A 16,668-nucleotide genomic window follows, 5' to 3' on the forward strand; every position below is an offset into this window, starting at 1 on the left:
GAATATAATGAGAAAGGGAGCTATCCACTACAGTAGGTGGATAGTTTTTTTTAGTTCTACTATTTTTGGGGGCAGTAAGACCTCCACAGACGGAAGGTCCATTGCATATTTACTGGCAACAAGAGGAAAGTACAAGACATAAGCAATCGTGTGAATTTCAAGAGTAGCTTTTTCATGAGTATCTCCTCCTTTTGGATGTACATAAATGTTCCATTGTTAGTTTGTATTACCTCATTCATTTTATTCAGGTTAATAAAATGAAGATTTAAGTGTTTTATCATGTAGTGGATAAAGTGACGAAATTGTGAACAGAATATTGCTGTAGGTATAATAGAGAGCAGATACGTGTAAATTTTTACTCGTTATCGCTATAATAATGAGAGAAGACATACGGTGAATAAAAGGAGCAGTTGAGATGAAGCAAAAAGCTTGGGGTGCGATTCTGCTTAGTAGTGCATTACTATTAACAGGATGTACTAGTAATAAAGAAGCAAAACAAGAAACGAAAGACAAAGTAGAGCAAGCAAATCATAAAGAAGACAATCCTGAAGATATGAAAGTGTATCAATCTGTTCATAGTCAATATGAAGAAAAGATTAATAAAGAAGTAAATGAGGCTATGAAGCTTTGGAAAGAAGCGGAAGAGGAGTCTGGAAAGGCAATGAAACTCCCAAAGTTTAAAGAAGACGTACAAAAGTTAACGGACAATACGTTAGCAGATATTGAGAATGTGCGTAAAGAAATTCGGGTTCCAAAGTCAAAAGAAAGAGAAAATGAGTTATACGCAGGTTTTTTAAACGAAACAGAACAAGCGATGAAAAAATTAGAACGAGTAGCGAAAGAAGAAAATTCTTCATTAATTCGCGATATTGAGGTGCACCTGTCTACAGCAATTAATTATTATGACCGCTTTAAAAAAGAAGAGAAGACAGCGAAATAACTTTGTTTCCAAACAAAGTTATTTTTATTTTATCCCGCTATTGGCGAGCGGTAAGACCCTCACTTCAAGATGGAGAATGAAAGGTAAAAAAATTTAGAAAGTAGCCCTTTTAGACAAGAGTTAAAAAGGCTACTTTATTTTTATTCATTGTAAGTGAGCGTTCAATCCATACGTTCGGATCTTCGTCGCTATAAATATAGGTGTACTTTTAGAGTTCGCTTTTACTTTGGTACTTTATATTCTTTTTTCGTTCCATCTGTAAAGACAACTTTTAAGTCGAATTTTTCATAGTCTTTATCGAGTTGGAATACATCTACTACTTGATTAATGACATCTTCATCTTTTGTGTCTTTATCAAATTTTAGTTGCTGTAAGAGTGGAGCCAATTTATTTATTGCTTCATCTCCAGCCAACTTTTCATTTGTTTTACTATCGTCTAGTTTTGCTTCTGGTTTTTCACTTGCTTTTTTATGTTTATAGTCTGCTTCATAGTCTTTCTTTGTATCTTGAAAATTTGCCCTTAAGTCGAATTCATTAAAACTTAATTTTAAATCTTGATTTACTTCATTTTTTGTCCCTTCTGTTGTTTTCTTGTTAGTAGTTGTATCCTGTTTCTTAGGTGTACACCCTGTCATTGCAGGTAATAGCATGAATGCTAAAAGGATTGAAAATAAGATTCTCATTTTGTGTGCCTCCTTAGTAGTTTTCAATAAAAGTCTTTCCAATATTTATCTTTTTATGTAAGAGAAAGGAATAATTTTTTGTAATAAGAAAATGAAACATAAAGAAGAAGTGGTTGTTCCAAAGGCTTGGAAAATGTCATGTTTTTGGGAGCAATCACTTCTTTTTTGATATATACCTTGTCATTAAGGGAAACGGCATGAGTACGAAAAGGTTTTCTAATTTCTATGTATCGAGGAGAGGAATATCGCAATTTAAATCAAAAAATAGATAGAAGATTTATGTTAAATTGGAAATGTAAGGAGGAATGGTGAGTGTGCAGAGGGTATGATGAACTATTAAAACGTGCAATTGATTATATGGAAAAGCATATTGAAGAAGAACTGACTTTAGAAGAAATAGCTTCTTATTGTGCTATGTCTATGTATCATTTTCATCGGGTTTTTCAAGACAATATTGGAATGAGCGTCAACGCATATATTCGGAAGAGACGATTAACATATGCGGCGCAGGCATTAGTGATGACAAATCAATCTATATTAGACATTGCGGTGCAGTATGGGTTCTCTTCACAAGAAGCATTTACTAGAGCATTTAAAGGTATGTTTCATTTACCACCGAAAAGGTATCGGACATATTTTCAATCTTTTTATATAGAAAGAGAGGGTGTTTCAATGCAAAAAGGATTACCGAAAGGCTGGGTATTAAGCGGAAGTCATCCTACAGAATACGAAATGGGATTAGATTATGAGACTGTTCATCAAGGAAGAGCATCAGCTTATATACAAGCGAGAGAAGGTGTTACACATGGCGGGTTTACAACGTTAATGCAGATATTTAAAGCGGACAAATATAGGGGGAAGCGTTTGCGTCTAACGGCTTTTATTAAAAGTGAGAATGTAAAAGATTGGGCAGGGCTGTGGATGCGTGTAGATGGAAAAGATACAGAGCCATTAGCTATGGATAATATGCAAAATCGTCCAATTAAAAATACGACAAACTGGGAGCCTTATTCAGTTGTACTAGACATAAAAGAAGAGGCGCTCGGAATTGCATTTGGCATTTTATTATCAGGAGAAGGCTGTATATGGGCGGATAGTTTTCGATTGGATGAAGTTGATGAAAAGGTACCGTCAACGGACTTAGCGGAAAATTTTTATGAGACTCTTTCTAAAGAACCTATGAATTTGCAGTTTGAAGACATAGAAGAATAAGTAAAGGTGAGAAAGAACACATGTGGAAAATGTTATTCTATTCAATATCGGAATTATTAAAATTAGAAACGCCTTTTTATTTCTTTATATGGTTTTTTGTACTCTTTATAATTGGTGTGCTGAGTGAAATGATAGAAGTAATAGGGAAAAGCAAGCCAATTTTAAAATCTCTGTTTAAGGCTAGTATAGAATGTTTACTTGGATTAATTATTTGTATCGGTATTGGCATTCTATTATTTCGTATTATTCATTTCATATTCCCGAGTCAAATTGAACCTTATGATGTTGCTTATGGAAGGTGGCTAGCATTTATTACATTAACCTTATTTTCGGTTAGCGGATTTTTAGTGAAGATTACAAAACAAAAAACAAGGATATGGTTGAAACCAACGGGAGTCATTGCTCAATTTCTCTTTTTCAGTATAAGTGTTTGGGGAGCAATTACTATTTTTCAACCATCGTTACATATGAGTATGTTAGTCATGCTTTTATTTAGTTTTATATTAACTGTATTTCAGTTTCTTGGTTGTCTGTACGAGTATCGTTCTTAATGATTTACAAAAAGTGGATTGACAATAATTAGAAAAGTTATATAATCTAAATGTAAGTGATCACTTGCATTAGAAAGAGAGGATTGTATGGCGCGCTCAAAGACAGCAGAGAAAATTATTCAAGCAGCAATTGAGTTAGTGAAAGAAAAAGGATATAAAGCAGCAACAACGAAAGAAATCGCAATGCGTGCTGGCGTCAATGAAGTAACAATATTTCGTAATTTTAAGAACAAAAAGGGTATCATTGAAGCAGCCGTTTATGAATTTTCATATGTACCGCATTTAAAACATTTTTTACAAACAGAAATTGTGTGGGAAATAGAAACAGATTTGAAGAATTTGGCAAGACACTATCATAAATTTTTGAATGAAGCGAAAGACATCATTTCCATTGGTATACGCGAAACAGGTGAATTTCCTGAATTAGACGATGAAATTTCTAAGATACCAAAAGGGTTAAAAGAAGAATTGATGATTTATTTTGAAAAGATGCAGCAAGAAGGAAAAATTATTCATACAAATATTGAAGCGCAAGTAATGAACTTCATATGGATTAATTTTGGTTATTTTCTATCCAAATTACGTTTTGAAAATCGACTCATAGAGATCAATGATGAGAATTTTATTGAAAATAATATAACCTTATATGCTAGGGCATTAAGACCCTAGTATTTATTTAAAAACAAATGCAAGTATGTACTTACTTGCTAAGGAGGAAAAGATGAATACATTTAAACAGTTTTTAAAAATACCGGGTACGTATGTAGGGATTGTGGTGGCATTGGCATTCCAACTTATTTTCTTTTGTGTTTGGTTAACAGCGTATGATGGGGTATATGAAAGAGCAAATCAAATGCGTATTGCTATTGTGAATCAAGATACGAACATGGGAAGTAAAATAGCACAAGGTTTACAGAAAAACCTTCCCTTTCAAGTAAAGAAAGAGAAGTCTATAGAAAACGCGAAAGAGGAAATGGATGAACACGTATACGATATGATTATTGAAATTCCATCTTCTTTTTCAAAGGACATTAGTGAAAAAGGAAAGGCAAATTTAAATTTCCATATTAACCAAGCAAACGCTATGATGGCAAAGCAGATGATGGAAGGAGCCGCGAAGCAAGTTCGTGATAATGTAAATAAAGAGGTATCAAGCTATAAACAGCAAGTGGTTGCTGGGAAGTTGCAAGCTATGGAACCAGGCAGCACAGAAGCAATAAAAGGATTAACGGAAGACTCGATTGGATTTACGATTCATAAAGTAAATGATGTGAAAGGATTTTCCGTCAACATGGTGCCGCTTATGATCGTGTTAGCATCATTTGTAGGAGCGATGATTATGAGTATGGAGTTATATAAAGCATCGCAACTTGTTGAAGGAGGTTTGGGGAATTTCTTTTCAAGGCAACTTATTAATATAGTTGTCGCTGTAGTAATGGCAATTATTACAGTTACTTTGATGAAGTTCTTTCATATTCAAATACAGGAACCGATATTTACAGTTTGGTTGTTTCAAATCCTTGTCTTTTTTGCCTTTCTTTCTTTAACGCAAATGTTTCTTAATTTGTTTGGAAATGCAGGAATGCTATTTAATATTCTTTCGTTATCTTTACAGCTTGTGAGCGCTGGTTTAATGGTACCGCATGTCATGTTATCACATACGTATCAAACAATTGGAACATTACTTCCTGCCACATACGCAGCAGATGGATATTATACAATTATATTTGGAGGAGAGAATGTAACAAAAAATATCATGTTTTTATGCATGATTATTGCAGTGACTCAAATAATCGCTATGGTCGGGTATAAAATATCTATCCTACTTAAGAAAAATCAAACTGTAATAAAAGCGAATGAAGCATAAAGAAAAAGGTATCCTTTGAAGGGGGATACCTTTTGCATATCTTTTAATCCTTCCTGTAGGAAATGTACTACTAAAACGATAACACTGATGAAAGAGCATTGTAAAAAGAAAAGATTTGCATATAAAAAAATCCTAGTCTCAGGAAGTATCATGTCCGAAACTAGGATGTATCATTAAGATTTTGTCATACCAAGAAGAATAGCACCGCCGATAATTAAAGCACTGCCAAGCGCGATAAATACCATTTGACGTTTTGTTTTCTTTTCACCTAAGAAGACAATTGCACCAAACGTTGAAATTACAATACCTGTTTGCGATAATGGGAAGCTCGTTGCAACACCAACTCGTGGTAAGGAAAGAAGTAAGAATAAGTTTCCGGTTCCCCAAAGTAGCCCAGATAAGATATTGCGAATTGCATATTTGTTAAATGGTTTATGCTTAAATGTCAGTACAACTGCTCCGACAAACATACCAACTGCTTGAGGTAAAATAGCAGCCCAGCCATCAATGTTGTACCAACGAATAATGATTACATACACAAAATAACCAAAAGTAGAAACAATTAGAGTAAGTAACCCCTTTTTCAATTGTCCAGGTGGTTGTGCATTTTCTTTATCATCTAAAGAAGTTAAAACAACACCGATTACGATTAAGAGGATTGCAATCGTTCCCATGATAATTGTAGTAGTAGTTGTCCACTCATGAAAGGCAATAACCCCAAAGATAGAAGTAGCTACAAGCTGCATACCTGTTGAAATGGTAACTGTTGTTGAAACGCCTAATGTTTGAACTGTTTTTAATTGATTGACTTGCCCTAAAGCCCAAAATAAACCTGAAATAAAGCCAACAATTAATATAGTTAAAGGTAGTGCCGGTGTTGTAAATGCATACATAATTGTTGCGAAGAATAGAGCGCCAATTGTTATACCTACCGTTTGGCTATATGCACCGCCACCCATTTTTACACTTATTAATAAAATATTTCCCCATGCTAATGCAGGAAGAAGTGCTAATAAAATGTCCATTACAAGACTCCCTTCTTGTTATATCAGAGTTCTAACGATTGGTAATTTTCCACTTAAGAAGTAGAGGATTACCGATTGTTAAAACGATGAAGTAGTGATGTTCATAAGGAGAACGCTGTCATTATATAAATGCGTTTTCATTTCCCTCTTTTTTGGCACCCCCATATAGTAACAGGAAAGAACCTCTTTTAGAAAGTAAATTAAAATAGAATGTATATTTCTATGAATATGAAAATTGTAATAGTTTATGTGAAAATTAGAAGATATAATTAACCGTAATGATTGGATTTTTTATCCATTTTTATTGATATAGTGGGGCTAAAAATAGAATGTAAGGGAGATAGAGAGTATGGAAGGTTATGTAGCACAAGAGAAGAAAACAAACCAGATTCAAGTGGTAAGAGCAAATGTAAGTCATGTTGAAGGAATTGCAAAGGTTTGTACAGATGGATGGTTAGCGACATATGATGGTTTGCATAGTCAGGAATATATCGATCGTGTCATTGAAGAATACTATAATCATGAGCGTATTCATAAGGAAGTACTGACGAACGACGAAAATTGGTATGGATGGTTCGTCGCATTGGAAAACGAGAAAGTTGTTGGAGCAATTGGTGGAGGCACAACAGGTGAAAAGTGTGGAGAGATTTTTGTCCTCTATTTAGATCCAAATCGAAGAAGAGAAGGAATCGGAACATTGTTAGTAGATTATTTTACAGAAATGCAAAAAGAAAAAGGGATTTTAGAGCAGTGGGTATCAGTTGCAAAGGGGAATGAAAAAGGGATTCCCTTTTATGAAGCGAAGGGATTTGTAAAACAATTTGAGCGTCTGAGTCAAGGAAGTACAGAAGAAGAACCGACTGTATCTTGCAGGTACTGCCGGAATATATAGCAAAATAGCCTCTGCTAAAGAGGCTATTTCACATTTACATGTGCCTTTTGTTCGTAGTGTACAAGCTGATTATTGTCGAAAACAGAAGTATGATCGTATATGTTTTCATCTTGTAAAACAGTGGGTAAAAAATGCTTTGTTAAAGCGTTTATTCCTCTATTTTCTTTAGATAAAATCCAAGAAATGTGTTTCCAATCTAAAATTCCTTCATCTACTTTTTTCGGAGTGTGATAAGAAATATGAGACGGGAGGTTAGCTGTAAAAAGGTACAATCCATCGGAATTTGTACTGTCACTTGTCCATGATAATGTTCCTTTATAGGTGACTTCTTTCTCCGTTAAATGTAGTCCTGTTTTTTCCTCAATCTCACGTAGAATACATGCCATTGGTGTTTCCGTTTCTATCATTTTGCCAGCTCCCTCTAAACCATAAAAAACCATACTAAATGATATAAAATCATATAACATTTTATTTTTCTTAGGTTTTTTGAGGTAAAGAAACATTGGTCCGACCCTCCGCTGGATTAGGGTCTAGCACAACACCTGTGTCTTTCGGTCTCGTAAGCACACCACAGGGCTGGAGTTACCAGGGCTATCTATAGTTCCACACAACAATCCTTCCATTGGAATTTTCACAGCCTCTAAAGGGCTTGTCCATGCAGAAATATAGACTTAAAAGTTTTATTTTAAAATGGAGCATCTATTATCTTGTAACTTAATATCTCTTTGAAGTACATTCCATTGTTGTGAATTCCTACATCTTTCAATTCTTTTTTTGTATCATCAAACCACTTTTTCGCCTTTTTCCAATGTTTGAAGAGGTCTGATACCTTCTGTCCCTTTTTTACTTCCCTTGTAAAAAGGACTGACAGAAGTTCCTTGGGAATTTTTTCTTCAAACCCCATCCCCCTACGAGCCAACACAAATGCAGCTGCTTGGTGAACAGATAAACCATATTGTTGCTGGTACTTTACTCGACCTATAAAGCTAGAATAATAAGCATCTACTTCAATTAAGGCAATGTTTTCTTTAAAAGAGATGGAAAATAGAGACTTCATGATATTACGAAAAGAAAAGTTGCTTGCCATTCTATTAAACGATTTACTTCCACCTGATTGTAAAAACTTCAATTTTTCAATTACAAGGGTATCTACTCCAAATGAATGGATCCATCTCATAACTTCATACAATGTTTCTTGTATGATAAAGTCTCGTTTGTTCGCAGGTACAGTATTGACATCATGCATCCAAAACACTCTAGAAGCACGGAAATTTCCTTTTTCATGAATAATCGTCACAGACAAGTTATCTGGATTCATATCCATTCCTGCAACGCCTTTTGAAAAATCAGGTTTTGTTGTTATTTCTTCTTCTAAAGTGAAATGAACTTCGTATCTGCCATTTCTTCGTTTTAAACGAATGGAATAGGATTCACCTGTTTCCAAATAAGAAGCGATGGCATGTACAAATTTTTCAGGAAAACGAACAGTAAAACGCAACCGATCATTTCGCTTGGAACTCAACGGATTCAAAATGGCAATCTCAAAAAGATTTTCTTCTACATAACTTAATTTTATATTTTCATTTCCGCCTTTAGACTTTTCCCCACGAGAATAAAGAGAGTCACTTCTAACTTCACGCCATTCTTCTTTGGTGATTTTCCCTTTTTTCAAAAGTTCCATTCGTTTTTTTGTTCCATCTACCATTTTAGGAACAGTTCCATTATCGATATGATGTTGATAATAATTACGTTGTTTTGTAAGTTTTTTGATTTTGGATTGTTTATATAAAATCCTTTGTTTCGTTCGGAGTGTTTGTTTTTCATTTTTAGGTGTGAAAGATTTTAACTTCTCGACTTCTTGATGTAATTTTGCAATCTTCGTATCATTTTGCAAAACATATGTAGGAAGGAGTTCTTCTTGTGAGGAAATAGAAGCTTCTGCTTCTAAAAAGGAGTCTCTCATGTAACGAGAGTTTGGAATGAACAATTGTTTTGTTTTTTCTACAACTTCTTTACGAGTTTTCCCTTCGAATATTCGTTCACGAGAATATCTTTTAGAAGATAAAAATTTACGCATCAACTTATCCAATATTTGTGTTAAAACTGCATCTGGATGAATAAAAACGCCTATATATGTTACTTGTAAACAGTCCTTCTTCTTTGCCATGAGCACCCCACCCCTAAAACGAACTAATGTTCTTGTTTTGATTTTACAAAATTACGAAGAAAAATACAATGGACTTAAAGAAGATGTTTCTGAAAAATCTTATAAAATACTACGTTTTAATATTGGTTTATACGATTTTATACAGTTTTAGGTTGACAATAAATGCCACCAACACCATTCCACAATCCTTGCAGCAGTGCTTTTTCTCGATTTAGCATTAATATTTCATCGTCGTTTCGGATAAAACAAAGTGTTTGGTTATACATATAATTCCCCCTTATTTTCTATAATTCTACATAAATATCTAAATTCCATTTCATTTCGCGGGAAATAATATAAAAAACAGTAGCTTTGTCGAAAACTACTGTTAAACAGATGTTATTTTTTTATTTATAAACTGAATGAGCAATAAAAAAACAATCGACATACCGACAGTTGTAAGAACGAGTGCCCATGCAAGCGGCATATTACTTGCATCAATTGCCATGTAAATTGCGGTTGGAATCGTTTGTGTTTTACCGGGAATATTACCAGCGAACATAAGCGTTGCACCAAACTCTCCTAGAGCACGGACGAAACTTAAAATCATTCCGCCAAGTAGAGAAGGGAACGCGAGTGGTAATGTTACATATAGGAACACTTGTAGTTCATTTGCCCCAAGGTCCCTAGCCCCGTCTTCAATTTGTTTATTGGCAATGATAAAGCCTGTTTTTGCTGATTGGTACATAAGCGGAAATGCAACTACAGTTGAAGCAATAACAGCAGCCCAAGATGTAAACATAATAGATTGTTGAAACAAAGTTTCTATCCCCTGACCAACCGGACTGTTTTTTCCGAAGATGATAATGAGAAAAAATCCAATTACAGTAGGGGGCATTACCATCGGTAATAGAAAAATTGTTTCTAGTAAAATTTTATAGCGCTTCGAGGAGCGAGCTAAAACACGGCCAATTATCGTTCCGAACACCATCACAATGATCATAGAAAGTGCAGCAACTTTTAGTGAAAGAATGATAGGTGACCAAAATGTATCAAATATCATCGTTACGATTACAGCACTGTAAAACCATATTTTTTGAAGATGGCTATAGCATCTTTAGACTGTAAATATTCATAAAAAGCAGTTGCCTCTTTTTTATGTTTCGTTGCTTTTACAATACCTAATGGATAGTGGATTGGTTCGTGTGAATTTGTCGATGCTGTGTTAGCAATGTTTACTTTCTTCGAAATAAGGGCATCTGTTTTATAAACAATCCCTGCATTAACGCTTCCTGTTTCCACGTATGTTAATACTTGGCGCACATCTTTTGTGTATACGATTTTATTTTGGAGGTCGTTCCAAAGATTTAAATGAGTAAGCACGTCTTTTGCGTATTTTCCAGCCGGAACAGATTCAGGTGTACCTAGTGCAATTTTTGTTACTTGCCCGTCTTTTAACGATTGAAAATCTTTTAGGTTACTATCTTTAGGAACGACTAATACTAACTCATTGCCGAGTACGTTTTTTCCTTCTTTTTGATCAATGAGTCCTTTCGTTACGAGTGTTTGAAATTTATCCTCTGCGGCAGAGAAGAATAAATCAACAGGAGCCCCTTGTTCAATTTGCTGTTGAAGTGCGCCGGAACCTCCGAAGTTAAATGAGATCTTTGTATTCGGTTCTTTCTTTTCATATTGTGTTTGAATCTCTTTTAATGCATCTTGTAAACTAGCTGCTGCAGAAATGGTAAGTTCAACCTTTTCTCCTTTAGCGGTGGTTTTTTCTTGTTTATTTGTGTTCGTACATCCTGTACTTATTACGAGAAGTAGTGTGAATAAAATACTGCAAATAAAACGAAATGTGTACTTGTTCATCTTTATTTCTCCCTTCTTTTTTCCCCAGTCTAATTATAACTAAATATAACTAATTATAAATAGTTATATTTAGTTATGTTGTGATTTTTCTCACGATAGTGAAAATAAATAGAAGAAAAACTACTATTTTTGTTACAATGAAGGCAGAAAGCGAGGAATCGGTTTATGGATCATCATTCCTACACAACAGAAGAAGTAGCGAAGCGGTTAAAAGTATCAAAATTAACAGTGTATGATTTGATTAAAAAAGGTGAATTGCCCTCTTATCGAGTCGGTAGGCAAATGCGTATTGATGCAAGTGATTTAGAGCGATATATTACAGAGATGAAAACAGGAAAAGCACAGGTAGTTTCTTCACTTATGCAAGTAATGAATCCGCCAAGTAAATCTGATTCTTGTATTATTAGTGGACAAGATTTATCTTTAGATATGTTAACGAAACATTTAGAGAGCCGTTTGAAAGTTTCTAATATGCTACGGGCATATCAAGGGAGTTTAACAAGTTTGATTCAGATGTATCAAGGAAAAGGAGATATTGTTAGTCTTCATTTATTCGATGGGGATACGGGAGAATACAACATTCCGTATGTAAAACGAATTTTAGTTGGACAGCCTTGTATTGTTATGAATTTATTATCAAGAACATCAGGTTTTTATGTACAGAAAGGAAACCCGAAACAAGTGCAGACATGGAATGATTTATGTAATACATCCATTCAATTTGTAAATAGGGAAAGAGGATCAGGTATTCGTGTTCTTGTCGATGAACAATTGCGTATAAACGGAATATCGAAAATGGGCATTTGTGGTTATGATTGGGAAGAATCAAATCATATTGGCGTTGCTTCTCAAGTAGCAAATGGAAAAGCTGATGTAGGAGTAGGGACAGAAAAAGTAGCGCAAATTGTAAATGTAGATTTTGTTCCGCTTATACAAGAACGTTACGATTTAGTAATTTTAAAAACAGAAGAAAACATTGAACTAATTGAAACAGTAAAATCGGTATTACATTCTCCTGAATTTCAAAATGAACTGCGTGCTATTGGTGGTTATGATATAAGTAAAACAGGTAAAATTATATATGAAACAAATTAAAAAGTGCTGCTTGTAGGATTACAAGCAGCACTTCTCATTTATATAAAGGGGGGGACGTTCATACAAGGGTATGTGCGAGTGCGTAAATAATTACTGTAAGAAGAGCTGCACCGCTTACAAGTCCCATGTAATCGAATTTGTTAAAATTAATTTGGTTTTCCATTATAATCTCTCCTTACTTATGTAATAGCAGCAACAACTTTTGCATCGATAAGGGGGATAACACGAGCTACGTTGTAGTTGCTACAAGTGTTTATTATGTGAGTTCCTTTTTGTTTGCCCTGTTTCTGTTTTAAGTATATGACAGGTGTAAGGGAGTAACTATCGAATTAGCTTACAGTAGGATTACAGTTTTGTAAGGGGAAGATTTTAAAAATTGTCACTTATTTTTATTACCAACTATTAATACTTAGTGTTATAATTGAGGATAAATACAGTTATAAAAAATTAAATTGTAGAAGGGAACAGATCGAATGTATACATTCATTGTAAGGGTGTTGAAATATATATTTAAAACATTTGGGAAAGTGGAGGTATATGGAAAAGAAAAATTGCCGCAAAGCGGAGCATATGTGGTAGCTTGTACTCATACAAGTTGGATGGATGTTGTCATGTTGGCAACGGGAATGTTACCAACGAAAATTTACTACATGGCGAAAAAGGAATTGTTTCAAAGTAAATTTGGAAATTGGTTTTTTAATGGGGTAAATGCGTTTCCGGTTGATCGTGAAAATCCAGGGCCGAGTACGCTGAAAATTCCATCTAGGTTATTAAAAGAAGGAAAGGTCGTTGGGATTTTTCCGAGCGGAACGAGATCTGCAGAAGCGACTTCACTGAAAGCTGGTGCCGTTACAATTGCTCTTCGTTCTAATGTTCCGTTAGTCCCGGCTGCATACGTTGGGCCTAACAGTTTAAAAGAATTATTTCGTGGAAAAAGGGCTCAATTAATTTTTGGTGATCCGATTCAAGTGGAACAGGCAGCAGATCGTAAAGAAGTGATGCGATTGATGACAGAAAAATTAAATGAAACGTTTACACAGTTAAAAGAAACGTTGCAACAGGATAAAACAGCATAATGGTAATAGGAAAAGACGACCTGGCATAGAAGGTCGTCTTTTCAAATTTATCTATATAAAGGGGAAAGGGGACACAAAGTTATATAAGAATTACTGTGGCAACGTAAATGAATGCTGTAAGAAGAGCCGCACCGCCAACGAGTTGGGCGTAATCAAATTTGTTAAAATGAATTTGGTTTTCCAATATGTTCTCTCCTTACTTGTTCGATGTAGTAGAAACAGTTCTTGATTTGTTGCTGTCCTGTTTCTGTTTTAAGTATATGACAGATGTAAGAGAGTAACTATCGAATTACATTACAGGAAACTTACATTTTTGTAAGAGAAGTGTAAGGCAGTTCAATGGCATATATTCTCTTTTTTTTCTAAACTGAAAGAAAGGTTGCGTATGAAATGCAAGGGAGGAAACCATATTGGAAAAAATACGGAGACGTGTATTTTTTGGTGTACTTGCTAGTATTGCTATCGTTGTCTTGCTATTACCAACAAAGCTTGGTCCAGTAATTGATAAATATAATCCGTTTTATCAAACGAAAGCGTATTACACAATCGTAAAAGATATTGGTCAGCATATTGGAGATGGCTGGTATGAATATGAGTTTGTTGGATATGATGAGGATGGACGGGAACAGAAGATTACAAAAACGATTCAGAAAATGTTAAAACAAAATGAACCGTTAGAAATTATTGCAAAAGGGCGTTATGCTGAGAGATTAGTTGAAATAGATAAAGAAGATATTCCCTTAAATGCGAGAGGAAAGCTCTTAACAATACGCTAAAAAGAAAGACTTCTATCATTTTTTGATGGAGTTTTCATCTTATTACAATATTGTAAGGTACGTGTAATGTAATTCGATAGTTATGATAGCCAGTATTACCTATAATAAAAATAGAAAGAACGAAATAGCTCTTTCTGTCTGAGGTAATAATGTGATGAAAAGGATTAACAACCAACTAAATGTGGGTCTCATCTCAAAAGAGATGGGACTATTTTTCTATCTTACAAAAATGTAAGGTTCATGTAAGTAAATTCAATGGCTCTTTTGTCATATTTCTCTCATAATAAAAATAGATATAAAAGTTAGGGAGATTATAGAAGGGAGACAAGTGAGATGCAAAAAGAAGAAGTAGTTAAGTTTCCGTTGGTAGAGTGTTTTAGCTACTTTGGTGTTGCGATTGTATGTATTGGGATTTTTGATATAATTACAAATTTTATTGTTTAATAAATAAATGAACAAGAAGGCTCGCCTTCTTGTTTTTTCATATACATTTTAGAAAGTTATACCATATAAATGCAAGTTAAAAAAACTCCTTTCTTTTGAGGTGGACGAGAGCATCTGGCCATGCATAGAAGCGACTTATATGTTGAAAAATGAAAATAGATTTATCCCGCTATTCGTGGGCAGTAAGACCCCCACCTCAAGTTTCAGAGAGAAGCATTGTCCAGCTCTAGCGGCTAGAATCCCCGGCCGTTTCGCCCCCTCGGACGAGGCGAAAAGCGCCTCTCTGTCAGGGGCTCCAACGTCCTGCGATTCTGAACGAGCCGCTTCCGCTTTTCTTAAGAAGATAGGTGGGGGATAACTGCCCGTAAAAGCCCGATTGGTTTAACTAACCGTCAGTGGGGGATGAAGAAAACCCCACTGATGGAAGTTTCACTTTATACACAATGCCAGAAAGAGGCGATAGAAATGAAATGGATTGATAGTCATATACATTTGGATCAATATAAAAAAGAAGAGCAATTCCAGTTAATTGAAGATATACAAAAGACGAAGGAAATAGCAGCACTGATTGCGGTATCGATGAATGATCATTCTTGTCAGCAAACATTGAAGTTAGCGAAGGGCCATCCATTTATATATCCAGCTCTTGGATATCATCCTGAGCAAGAAGTTGATTTCAAGCAATGCGAAAAAATTTGTGAATTAATTGAAAAAGAAGCACATCGTATTGTAGCGATTGGAGAAGTTGGTTTACCTTACTATTTACGTCAAGAAAATCCAAAGTTGTTGTTGGATCCATATATTGAAATCCTAGAAAGATTCGTATATTTGGCGCGAAAATATAATTTACCAATTATATTACATGCTGTATATGATGATGTAGAGGTTGTTTGTGATTTACTTGAGTCTTATCAAATACACCGAGCTCATTTCCATTGGTTTAAGGGAAGTCAACAAACGATGGAGAGAATGATAGGGAATGGGTATTATATTTCAGTTACCCCTGATATTGTATATAAAGAAAAAATTAAAGATATTGCTGCTTTTTATCCGTTATCACATCTTATGGTAGAAACGGATGGACCGTGGAAATTTAATGATGAAATGACGCATCCGCATATGATTTTGCAAGTATTAAAGAGTGTGAGTGAAGTAAAAGGACTAGCGATTGAAGATACAGCGGAAACGATTTATAAAAATACAGTTCAATTTTATAATTTATAAACATATGTATATAAGTTAAAAACCGACATGAACCCCCTTTCTTTTTTTATGGGGGGACAAGAGCATCTGGCCATGCATAGGAGCGGTCATGATGTATTCTGCATAGAAGCGACTTATATATAGAAAATCATTTAAACTAGTTTCAATTACTGATAGAGAAATGTTACATTTTTATATTTGTTTCGTATCTTCTGCATCGCAAAATCAGACTGAAGAAGGATGTCGGTGCTACATATTCTTGGTATGATAGAAATGAAGCAATTGTATACGTAAAGCTGAAAGGGGACAAATTTCAGCGGAAGAAGAGGGAATATACATGAAGAAATTCTTTGTAGGGTTCTTAGTTGTTTTAGGAGTATATATGTTTTTTCGAGGGGAATCAGAAGGAACGGAAAGAGCTATAAATCAAACAAGTTATGTTAATTCAGAAGAAGCAAAACAGATGAAACAAATTATTAACGAAGAGGCGAAAAAATGTAATATACCAGAATGGATACCTCTAACAATTGCCGAGCATGAGAGCCGATTGAATCCAAGGACAGTTGGAGATCATGGGACATCGTTTGGGTTGTTTCAATTGCACCGCGGTGGTGGACTTGCTCCTGAGAATATACCAGAAGAGGAGTTAAAAGATCCGCGTAAAAATGCTCAAATTGCTATGCCTCATTTGGCAAAAGGGTATAAAAGAGGTATGGAGAAAGGCTTAACAGAATTTGAATTACTGAAGTATGTAGCGAACACATCTGGTTGGCCTGGTAATCTTGGCACAGAGTGGACCGATAAAAATATGAAATATAATATTGGACTAGAGAATGTGTATAACAAAAATAAAGGTGTTATGAAAGAGTAGGCCCTGTGATGACCT

At 34.8% G+C, this 16,668-nt stretch carries 20 protein-coding genes; 11 read left to right on the forward strand and 9 right to left on the reverse strand.

Going from position 1 to position 16,668, the window contains the following annotated elements; translation table 11 throughout:
* Positions 1 to 415 precede the first annotated feature (415 nt).
* Positions 416 to 940, forward strand: a complete 525-nt coding sequence (locus MR076_RS19115) for a hypothetical protein (protein WP_242223193.1) — start codon at positions 416 to 418, stop codon at positions 938 to 940.
* 221 nt (positions 941 to 1,161) lie between these two features.
* Here the strand turns inward: MR076_RS19115 and MR076_RS19120 are convergent, their stop codons facing one another.
* The gene (locus MR076_RS19120; protein ID WP_242223195.1) at positions 1,162 to 1,623 is read right to left on the reverse strand and encodes a YusW family protein; all 462 of its coding nucleotides are present in this window, start codon (positions 1,621 to 1,623) and stop codon (positions 1,162 to 1,164) included.
* Positions 1,624 to 1,980: 357 nt separating this feature from the next.
* Here MR076_RS19120 and MR076_RS19125 point away from each other — a divergent pair, with 357 nt between their 5' ends.
* From MR076_RS19125 to MR076_RS19140, 4 genes are all read left to right on the forward strand, one after another.
* Positions 1,981 to 2,835 (forward strand): helix-turn-helix transcriptional regulator, encoded by an 855-nt coding sequence (locus MR076_RS19125; protein ID WP_277928547.1) that lies wholly within the window; start codon positions 1,981 to 1,983, stop codon positions 2,833 to 2,835.
* 20 nt (positions 2,836 to 2,855) lie between these two features.
* Positions 2,856 to 3,386 carry a DUF5823 family protein gene (locus tag MR076_RS19130; protein ID WP_242223199.1) on the forward strand — a complete coding sequence of 177 codons (531 nt, stop codon included), beginning with the start codon at positions 2,856 to 2,858 and terminating at the stop codon, positions 3,384 to 3,386.
* A gap of 87 nt (positions 3,387 to 3,473) precedes the next feature.
* Positions 3,474 to 4,055 carry a TetR/AcrR family transcriptional regulator gene (locus MR076_RS19135; RefSeq protein WP_242223201.1) on the forward strand — a complete coding sequence of 194 codons (582 nt, stop codon included), beginning with the start codon at positions 3,474 to 3,476 and terminating at the stop codon, positions 4,053 to 4,055.
* Between the two features lie 52 nt (positions 4,056 to 4,107).
* The gene (locus tag MR076_RS19140; protein ID WP_242223204.1) at positions 4,108 to 5,253 is read left to right on the forward strand and encodes a YhgE/Pip domain-containing protein; all 1,146 of its coding nucleotides are present in this window, start codon (positions 4,108 to 4,110) and stop codon (positions 5,251 to 5,253) included.
* A 173-nt stretch (positions 5,254 to 5,426) separates the two neighbouring features.
* Here MR076_RS19140 and MR076_RS19145 read toward each other — a convergent pair whose 3' ends face one another.
* Entirely contained in the window at positions 5,427 to 6,278 is an 852-nt protein-coding gene (locus tag MR076_RS19145) for a GRP family sugar transporter (protein WP_242223206.1), read from the reverse strand.
* Between the two features lie 349 nt (positions 6,279 to 6,627).
* Between MR076_RS19145 and MR076_RS19150 the strand changes: the two genes are divergently transcribed.
* Complete coding sequence (locus MR076_RS19150) at positions 6,628 to 7,170, forward strand: GNAT family N-acetyltransferase (RefSeq protein ID WP_242223208.1); 543 nt, start codon at positions 6,628 to 6,630, stop codon at positions 7,168 to 7,170.
* A gap of 23 nt (positions 7,171 to 7,193) precedes the next feature.
* Here the strand turns inward: MR076_RS19150 and MR076_RS19155 are convergent, their stop codons facing one another.
* The 5 genes from MR076_RS19155 to modA form a co-directional block, all read right to left on the reverse strand.
* Positions 7,194 to 7,577 (reverse strand): NUDIX hydrolase, encoded by a 384-nt coding sequence (locus tag MR076_RS19155; protein WP_242223209.1) that lies wholly within the window; start codon positions 7,575 to 7,577, stop codon positions 7,194 to 7,196.
* 278 nt (positions 7,578 to 7,855) lie between these two features.
* The gene (locus tag MR076_RS19160; protein WP_242223211.1) at positions 7,856 to 9,337 is read right to left on the reverse strand and encodes a hypothetical protein; all 1,482 of its coding nucleotides are present in this window, start codon (positions 9,335 to 9,337) and stop codon (positions 7,856 to 7,858) included.
* Between the two features lie 137 nt (positions 9,338 to 9,474).
* Complete coding sequence (locus MR076_RS19165; RefSeq protein ID WP_396021718.1) at positions 9,475 to 9,603, reverse strand: NUDIX hydrolase; 129 nt, start codon at positions 9,601 to 9,603, stop codon at positions 9,475 to 9,477.
* Positions 9,604 to 9,704: 101 nt separating this feature from the next.
* The gene (modB, locus tag MR076_RS19170) at positions 9,705 to 10,379 is read right to left on the reverse strand and encodes a molybdate ABC transporter permease subunit (protein ID WP_242223213.1); all 675 of its coding nucleotides are present in this window, start codon (positions 10,377 to 10,379) and stop codon (positions 9,705 to 9,707) included.
* A gap of 8 nt (positions 10,380 to 10,387) precedes the next feature.
* Positions 10,388 to 11,188, reverse strand: coding sequence for a molybdate ABC transporter substrate-binding protein (gene modA, locus MR076_RS19175; protein ID WP_242223216.1), 801 nt, complete (start codon positions 11,186 to 11,188; stop codon positions 10,388 to 10,390).
* Positions 11,189 to 11,353: 165 nt separating this feature from the next.
* Here modA and MR076_RS19180 point away from each other — a divergent pair, with 165 nt between their 5' ends.
* Positions 11,354 to 12,283 carry a substrate-binding domain-containing protein gene (locus MR076_RS19180; RefSeq protein WP_242223236.1) on the forward strand — a complete coding sequence of 310 codons (930 nt, stop codon included), beginning with the start codon at positions 11,354 to 11,356 and terminating at the stop codon, positions 12,281 to 12,283.
* Between the two features lie 58 nt (positions 12,284 to 12,341).
* Here the strand turns inward: MR076_RS19180 and MR076_RS19185 are convergent, their stop codons facing one another.
* The gene (locus MR076_RS19185; RefSeq protein WP_242223238.1) at positions 12,342 to 12,446 is read right to left on the reverse strand and encodes a DUF3948 family protein; all 105 of its coding nucleotides are present in this window, start codon (positions 12,444 to 12,446) and stop codon (positions 12,342 to 12,344) included.
* Positions 12,447 to 12,756: 310 nt separating this feature from the next.
* On the opposite strand from MR076_RS19185, the gene MR076_RS19190 reads away from it, so the two are divergent.
* On the forward strand, positions 12,757 to 13,359 hold the full coding sequence (locus MR076_RS19190) for a lysophospholipid acyltransferase family protein (RefSeq protein ID WP_242223241.1): 603 nt from the start codon (positions 12,757 to 12,759) through the stop codon (positions 13,357 to 13,359).
* 79 nt (positions 13,360 to 13,438) lie between these two features.
* Here the strand turns inward: MR076_RS19190 and MR076_RS19195 are convergent, their stop codons facing one another.
* The gene (locus tag MR076_RS19195) at positions 13,439 to 13,543 is read right to left on the reverse strand and encodes a DUF3948 family protein (RefSeq protein WP_242223243.1); all 105 of its coding nucleotides are present in this window, start codon (positions 13,541 to 13,543) and stop codon (positions 13,439 to 13,441) included.
* 235 nt (positions 13,544 to 13,778) lie between these two features.
* On the opposite strand from MR076_RS19195, the gene MR076_RS19200 reads away from it, so the two are divergent.
* The 3 genes from MR076_RS19200 (at position 13,779) to MR076_RS19210 (ending at position 16,653) form a co-directional block, all read left to right on the forward strand.
* Complete coding sequence (locus MR076_RS19200) at positions 13,779 to 14,135, forward strand: YxeA family protein (protein ID WP_242223294.1); 357 nt, start codon at positions 13,779 to 13,781, stop codon at positions 14,133 to 14,135.
* A gap of 909 nt (positions 14,136 to 15,044) precedes the next feature.
* Positions 15,045 to 15,803: a TatD family hydrolase gene (locus MR076_RS19205; RefSeq protein ID WP_242223245.1), complete on the forward strand. Its 759-nt coding sequence runs from the start codon at positions 15,045 to 15,047 to the stop codon at positions 15,801 to 15,803.
* Positions 15,804 to 16,119: 316 nt separating this feature from the next.
* Positions 16,120 to 16,653, forward strand: coding sequence for a transglycosylase SLT domain-containing protein (locus MR076_RS19210; RefSeq protein WP_242223247.1), 534 nt, complete (start codon positions 16,120 to 16,122; stop codon positions 16,651 to 16,653).
* The last annotated feature ends 15 nt before the right edge of the window (positions 16,654 to 16,668 follow it).

Origin of the sequence: Bacillus cereus group sp. BfR-BA-01380, from assembly GCF_022663535.1 — a bacterium.
Lineage (GTDB): Bacteria > Bacillota > Bacilli > Bacillales > Bacillaceae_G > Bacillus_A > Bacillus_A cereus_BB.

What these genes read in the sequence shown, in the direction of transcription:
- MR076_RS19115 (WP_242223193.1), top strand. Translation starts at nt 416, where the DNA reads ATGAAGCAAAAAGCTTGGGGTGCGATTCTGCTTAGTAGTGCATTACTA.
- MR076_RS19120 (WP_242223195.1), bottom strand. Translation starts at nt 1,623, where the DNA reads ATGAGAATCTTATTTTCAATCCTTTTAGCATTCATGCTATTACCTGCA.
- MR076_RS19125 (WP_277928547.1), top strand. Translation starts at nt 1,981, where the DNA reads ATGGAAAAGCATATTGAAGAAGAACTGACTTTAGAAGAAATAGCTTCT.
- MR076_RS19130 (WP_242223199.1), top strand. Translation starts at nt 2,856, where the DNA reads ATGTGGAAAATGTTATTCTATTCAATATCGGAATTATTAAAATTAGAA.
- MR076_RS19135 (WP_242223201.1), top strand. Translation starts at nt 3,474, where the DNA reads ATGGCGCGCTCAAAGACAGCAGAGAAAATTATTCAAGCAGCAATTGAG.
- MR076_RS19140 (WP_242223204.1), top strand. Translation starts at nt 4,108, where the DNA reads ATGAATACATTTAAACAGTTTTTAAAAATACCGGGTACGTATGTAGGG.
- MR076_RS19145 (WP_242223206.1), bottom strand. Translation starts at nt 6,278, where the DNA reads ATGGACATTTTATTAGCACTTCTTCCTGCATTAGCATGGGGAAATATT.
- MR076_RS19150 (WP_242223208.1), top strand. Translation starts at nt 6,628, where the DNA reads ATGGAAGGTTATGTAGCACAAGAGAAGAAAACAAACCAGATTCAAGTG.
- MR076_RS19155 (WP_242223209.1), bottom strand. Translation starts at nt 7,577, where the DNA reads ATGATAGAAACGGAAACACCAATGGCATGTATTCTACGTGAGATTGAG.
- MR076_RS19160 (WP_242223211.1), bottom strand. Translation starts at nt 9,337, where the DNA reads ATGGCAAAGAAGAAGGACTGTTTACAAGTAACATATATAGGCGTTTTT.
- MR076_RS19165 (WP_396021718.1), bottom strand. Translation starts at nt 9,603, where the DNA reads ATGTATAACCAAACACTTTGTTTTATCCGAAACGACGATGAAATATTA.
- modB (WP_242223213.1), bottom strand. Translation starts at nt 10,379, where the DNA reads ATGATATTTGATACATTTTGGTCACCTATCATTCTTTCACTAAAAGTT.
- modA (WP_242223216.1), bottom strand. Translation starts at nt 11,188, where the DNA reads ATGAACAAGTACACATTTCGTTTTATTTGCAGTATTTTATTCACACTA.
- MR076_RS19180 (WP_242223236.1), top strand. Translation starts at nt 11,354, where the DNA reads ATGGATCATCATTCCTACACAACAGAAGAAGTAGCGAAGCGGTTAAAA.
- MR076_RS19185 (WP_242223238.1), bottom strand. Translation starts at nt 12,446, where the DNA reads ATGGAAAACCAAATTAATTTTAACAAATTCGATTACATGGGACTTGTA.
- MR076_RS19190 (WP_242223241.1), top strand. Translation starts at nt 12,757, where the DNA reads ATGTATACATTCATTGTAAGGGTGTTGAAATATATATTTAAAACATTT.
- MR076_RS19205 (WP_242223245.1), top strand. Translation starts at nt 15,045, where the DNA reads ATGAAATGGATTGATAGTCATATACATTTGGATCAATATAAAAAAGAA.
- MR076_RS19210 (WP_242223247.1), top strand. Translation starts at nt 16,120, where the DNA reads ATGAAGAAATTCTTTGTAGGGTTCTTAGTTGTTTTAGGAGTATATATG.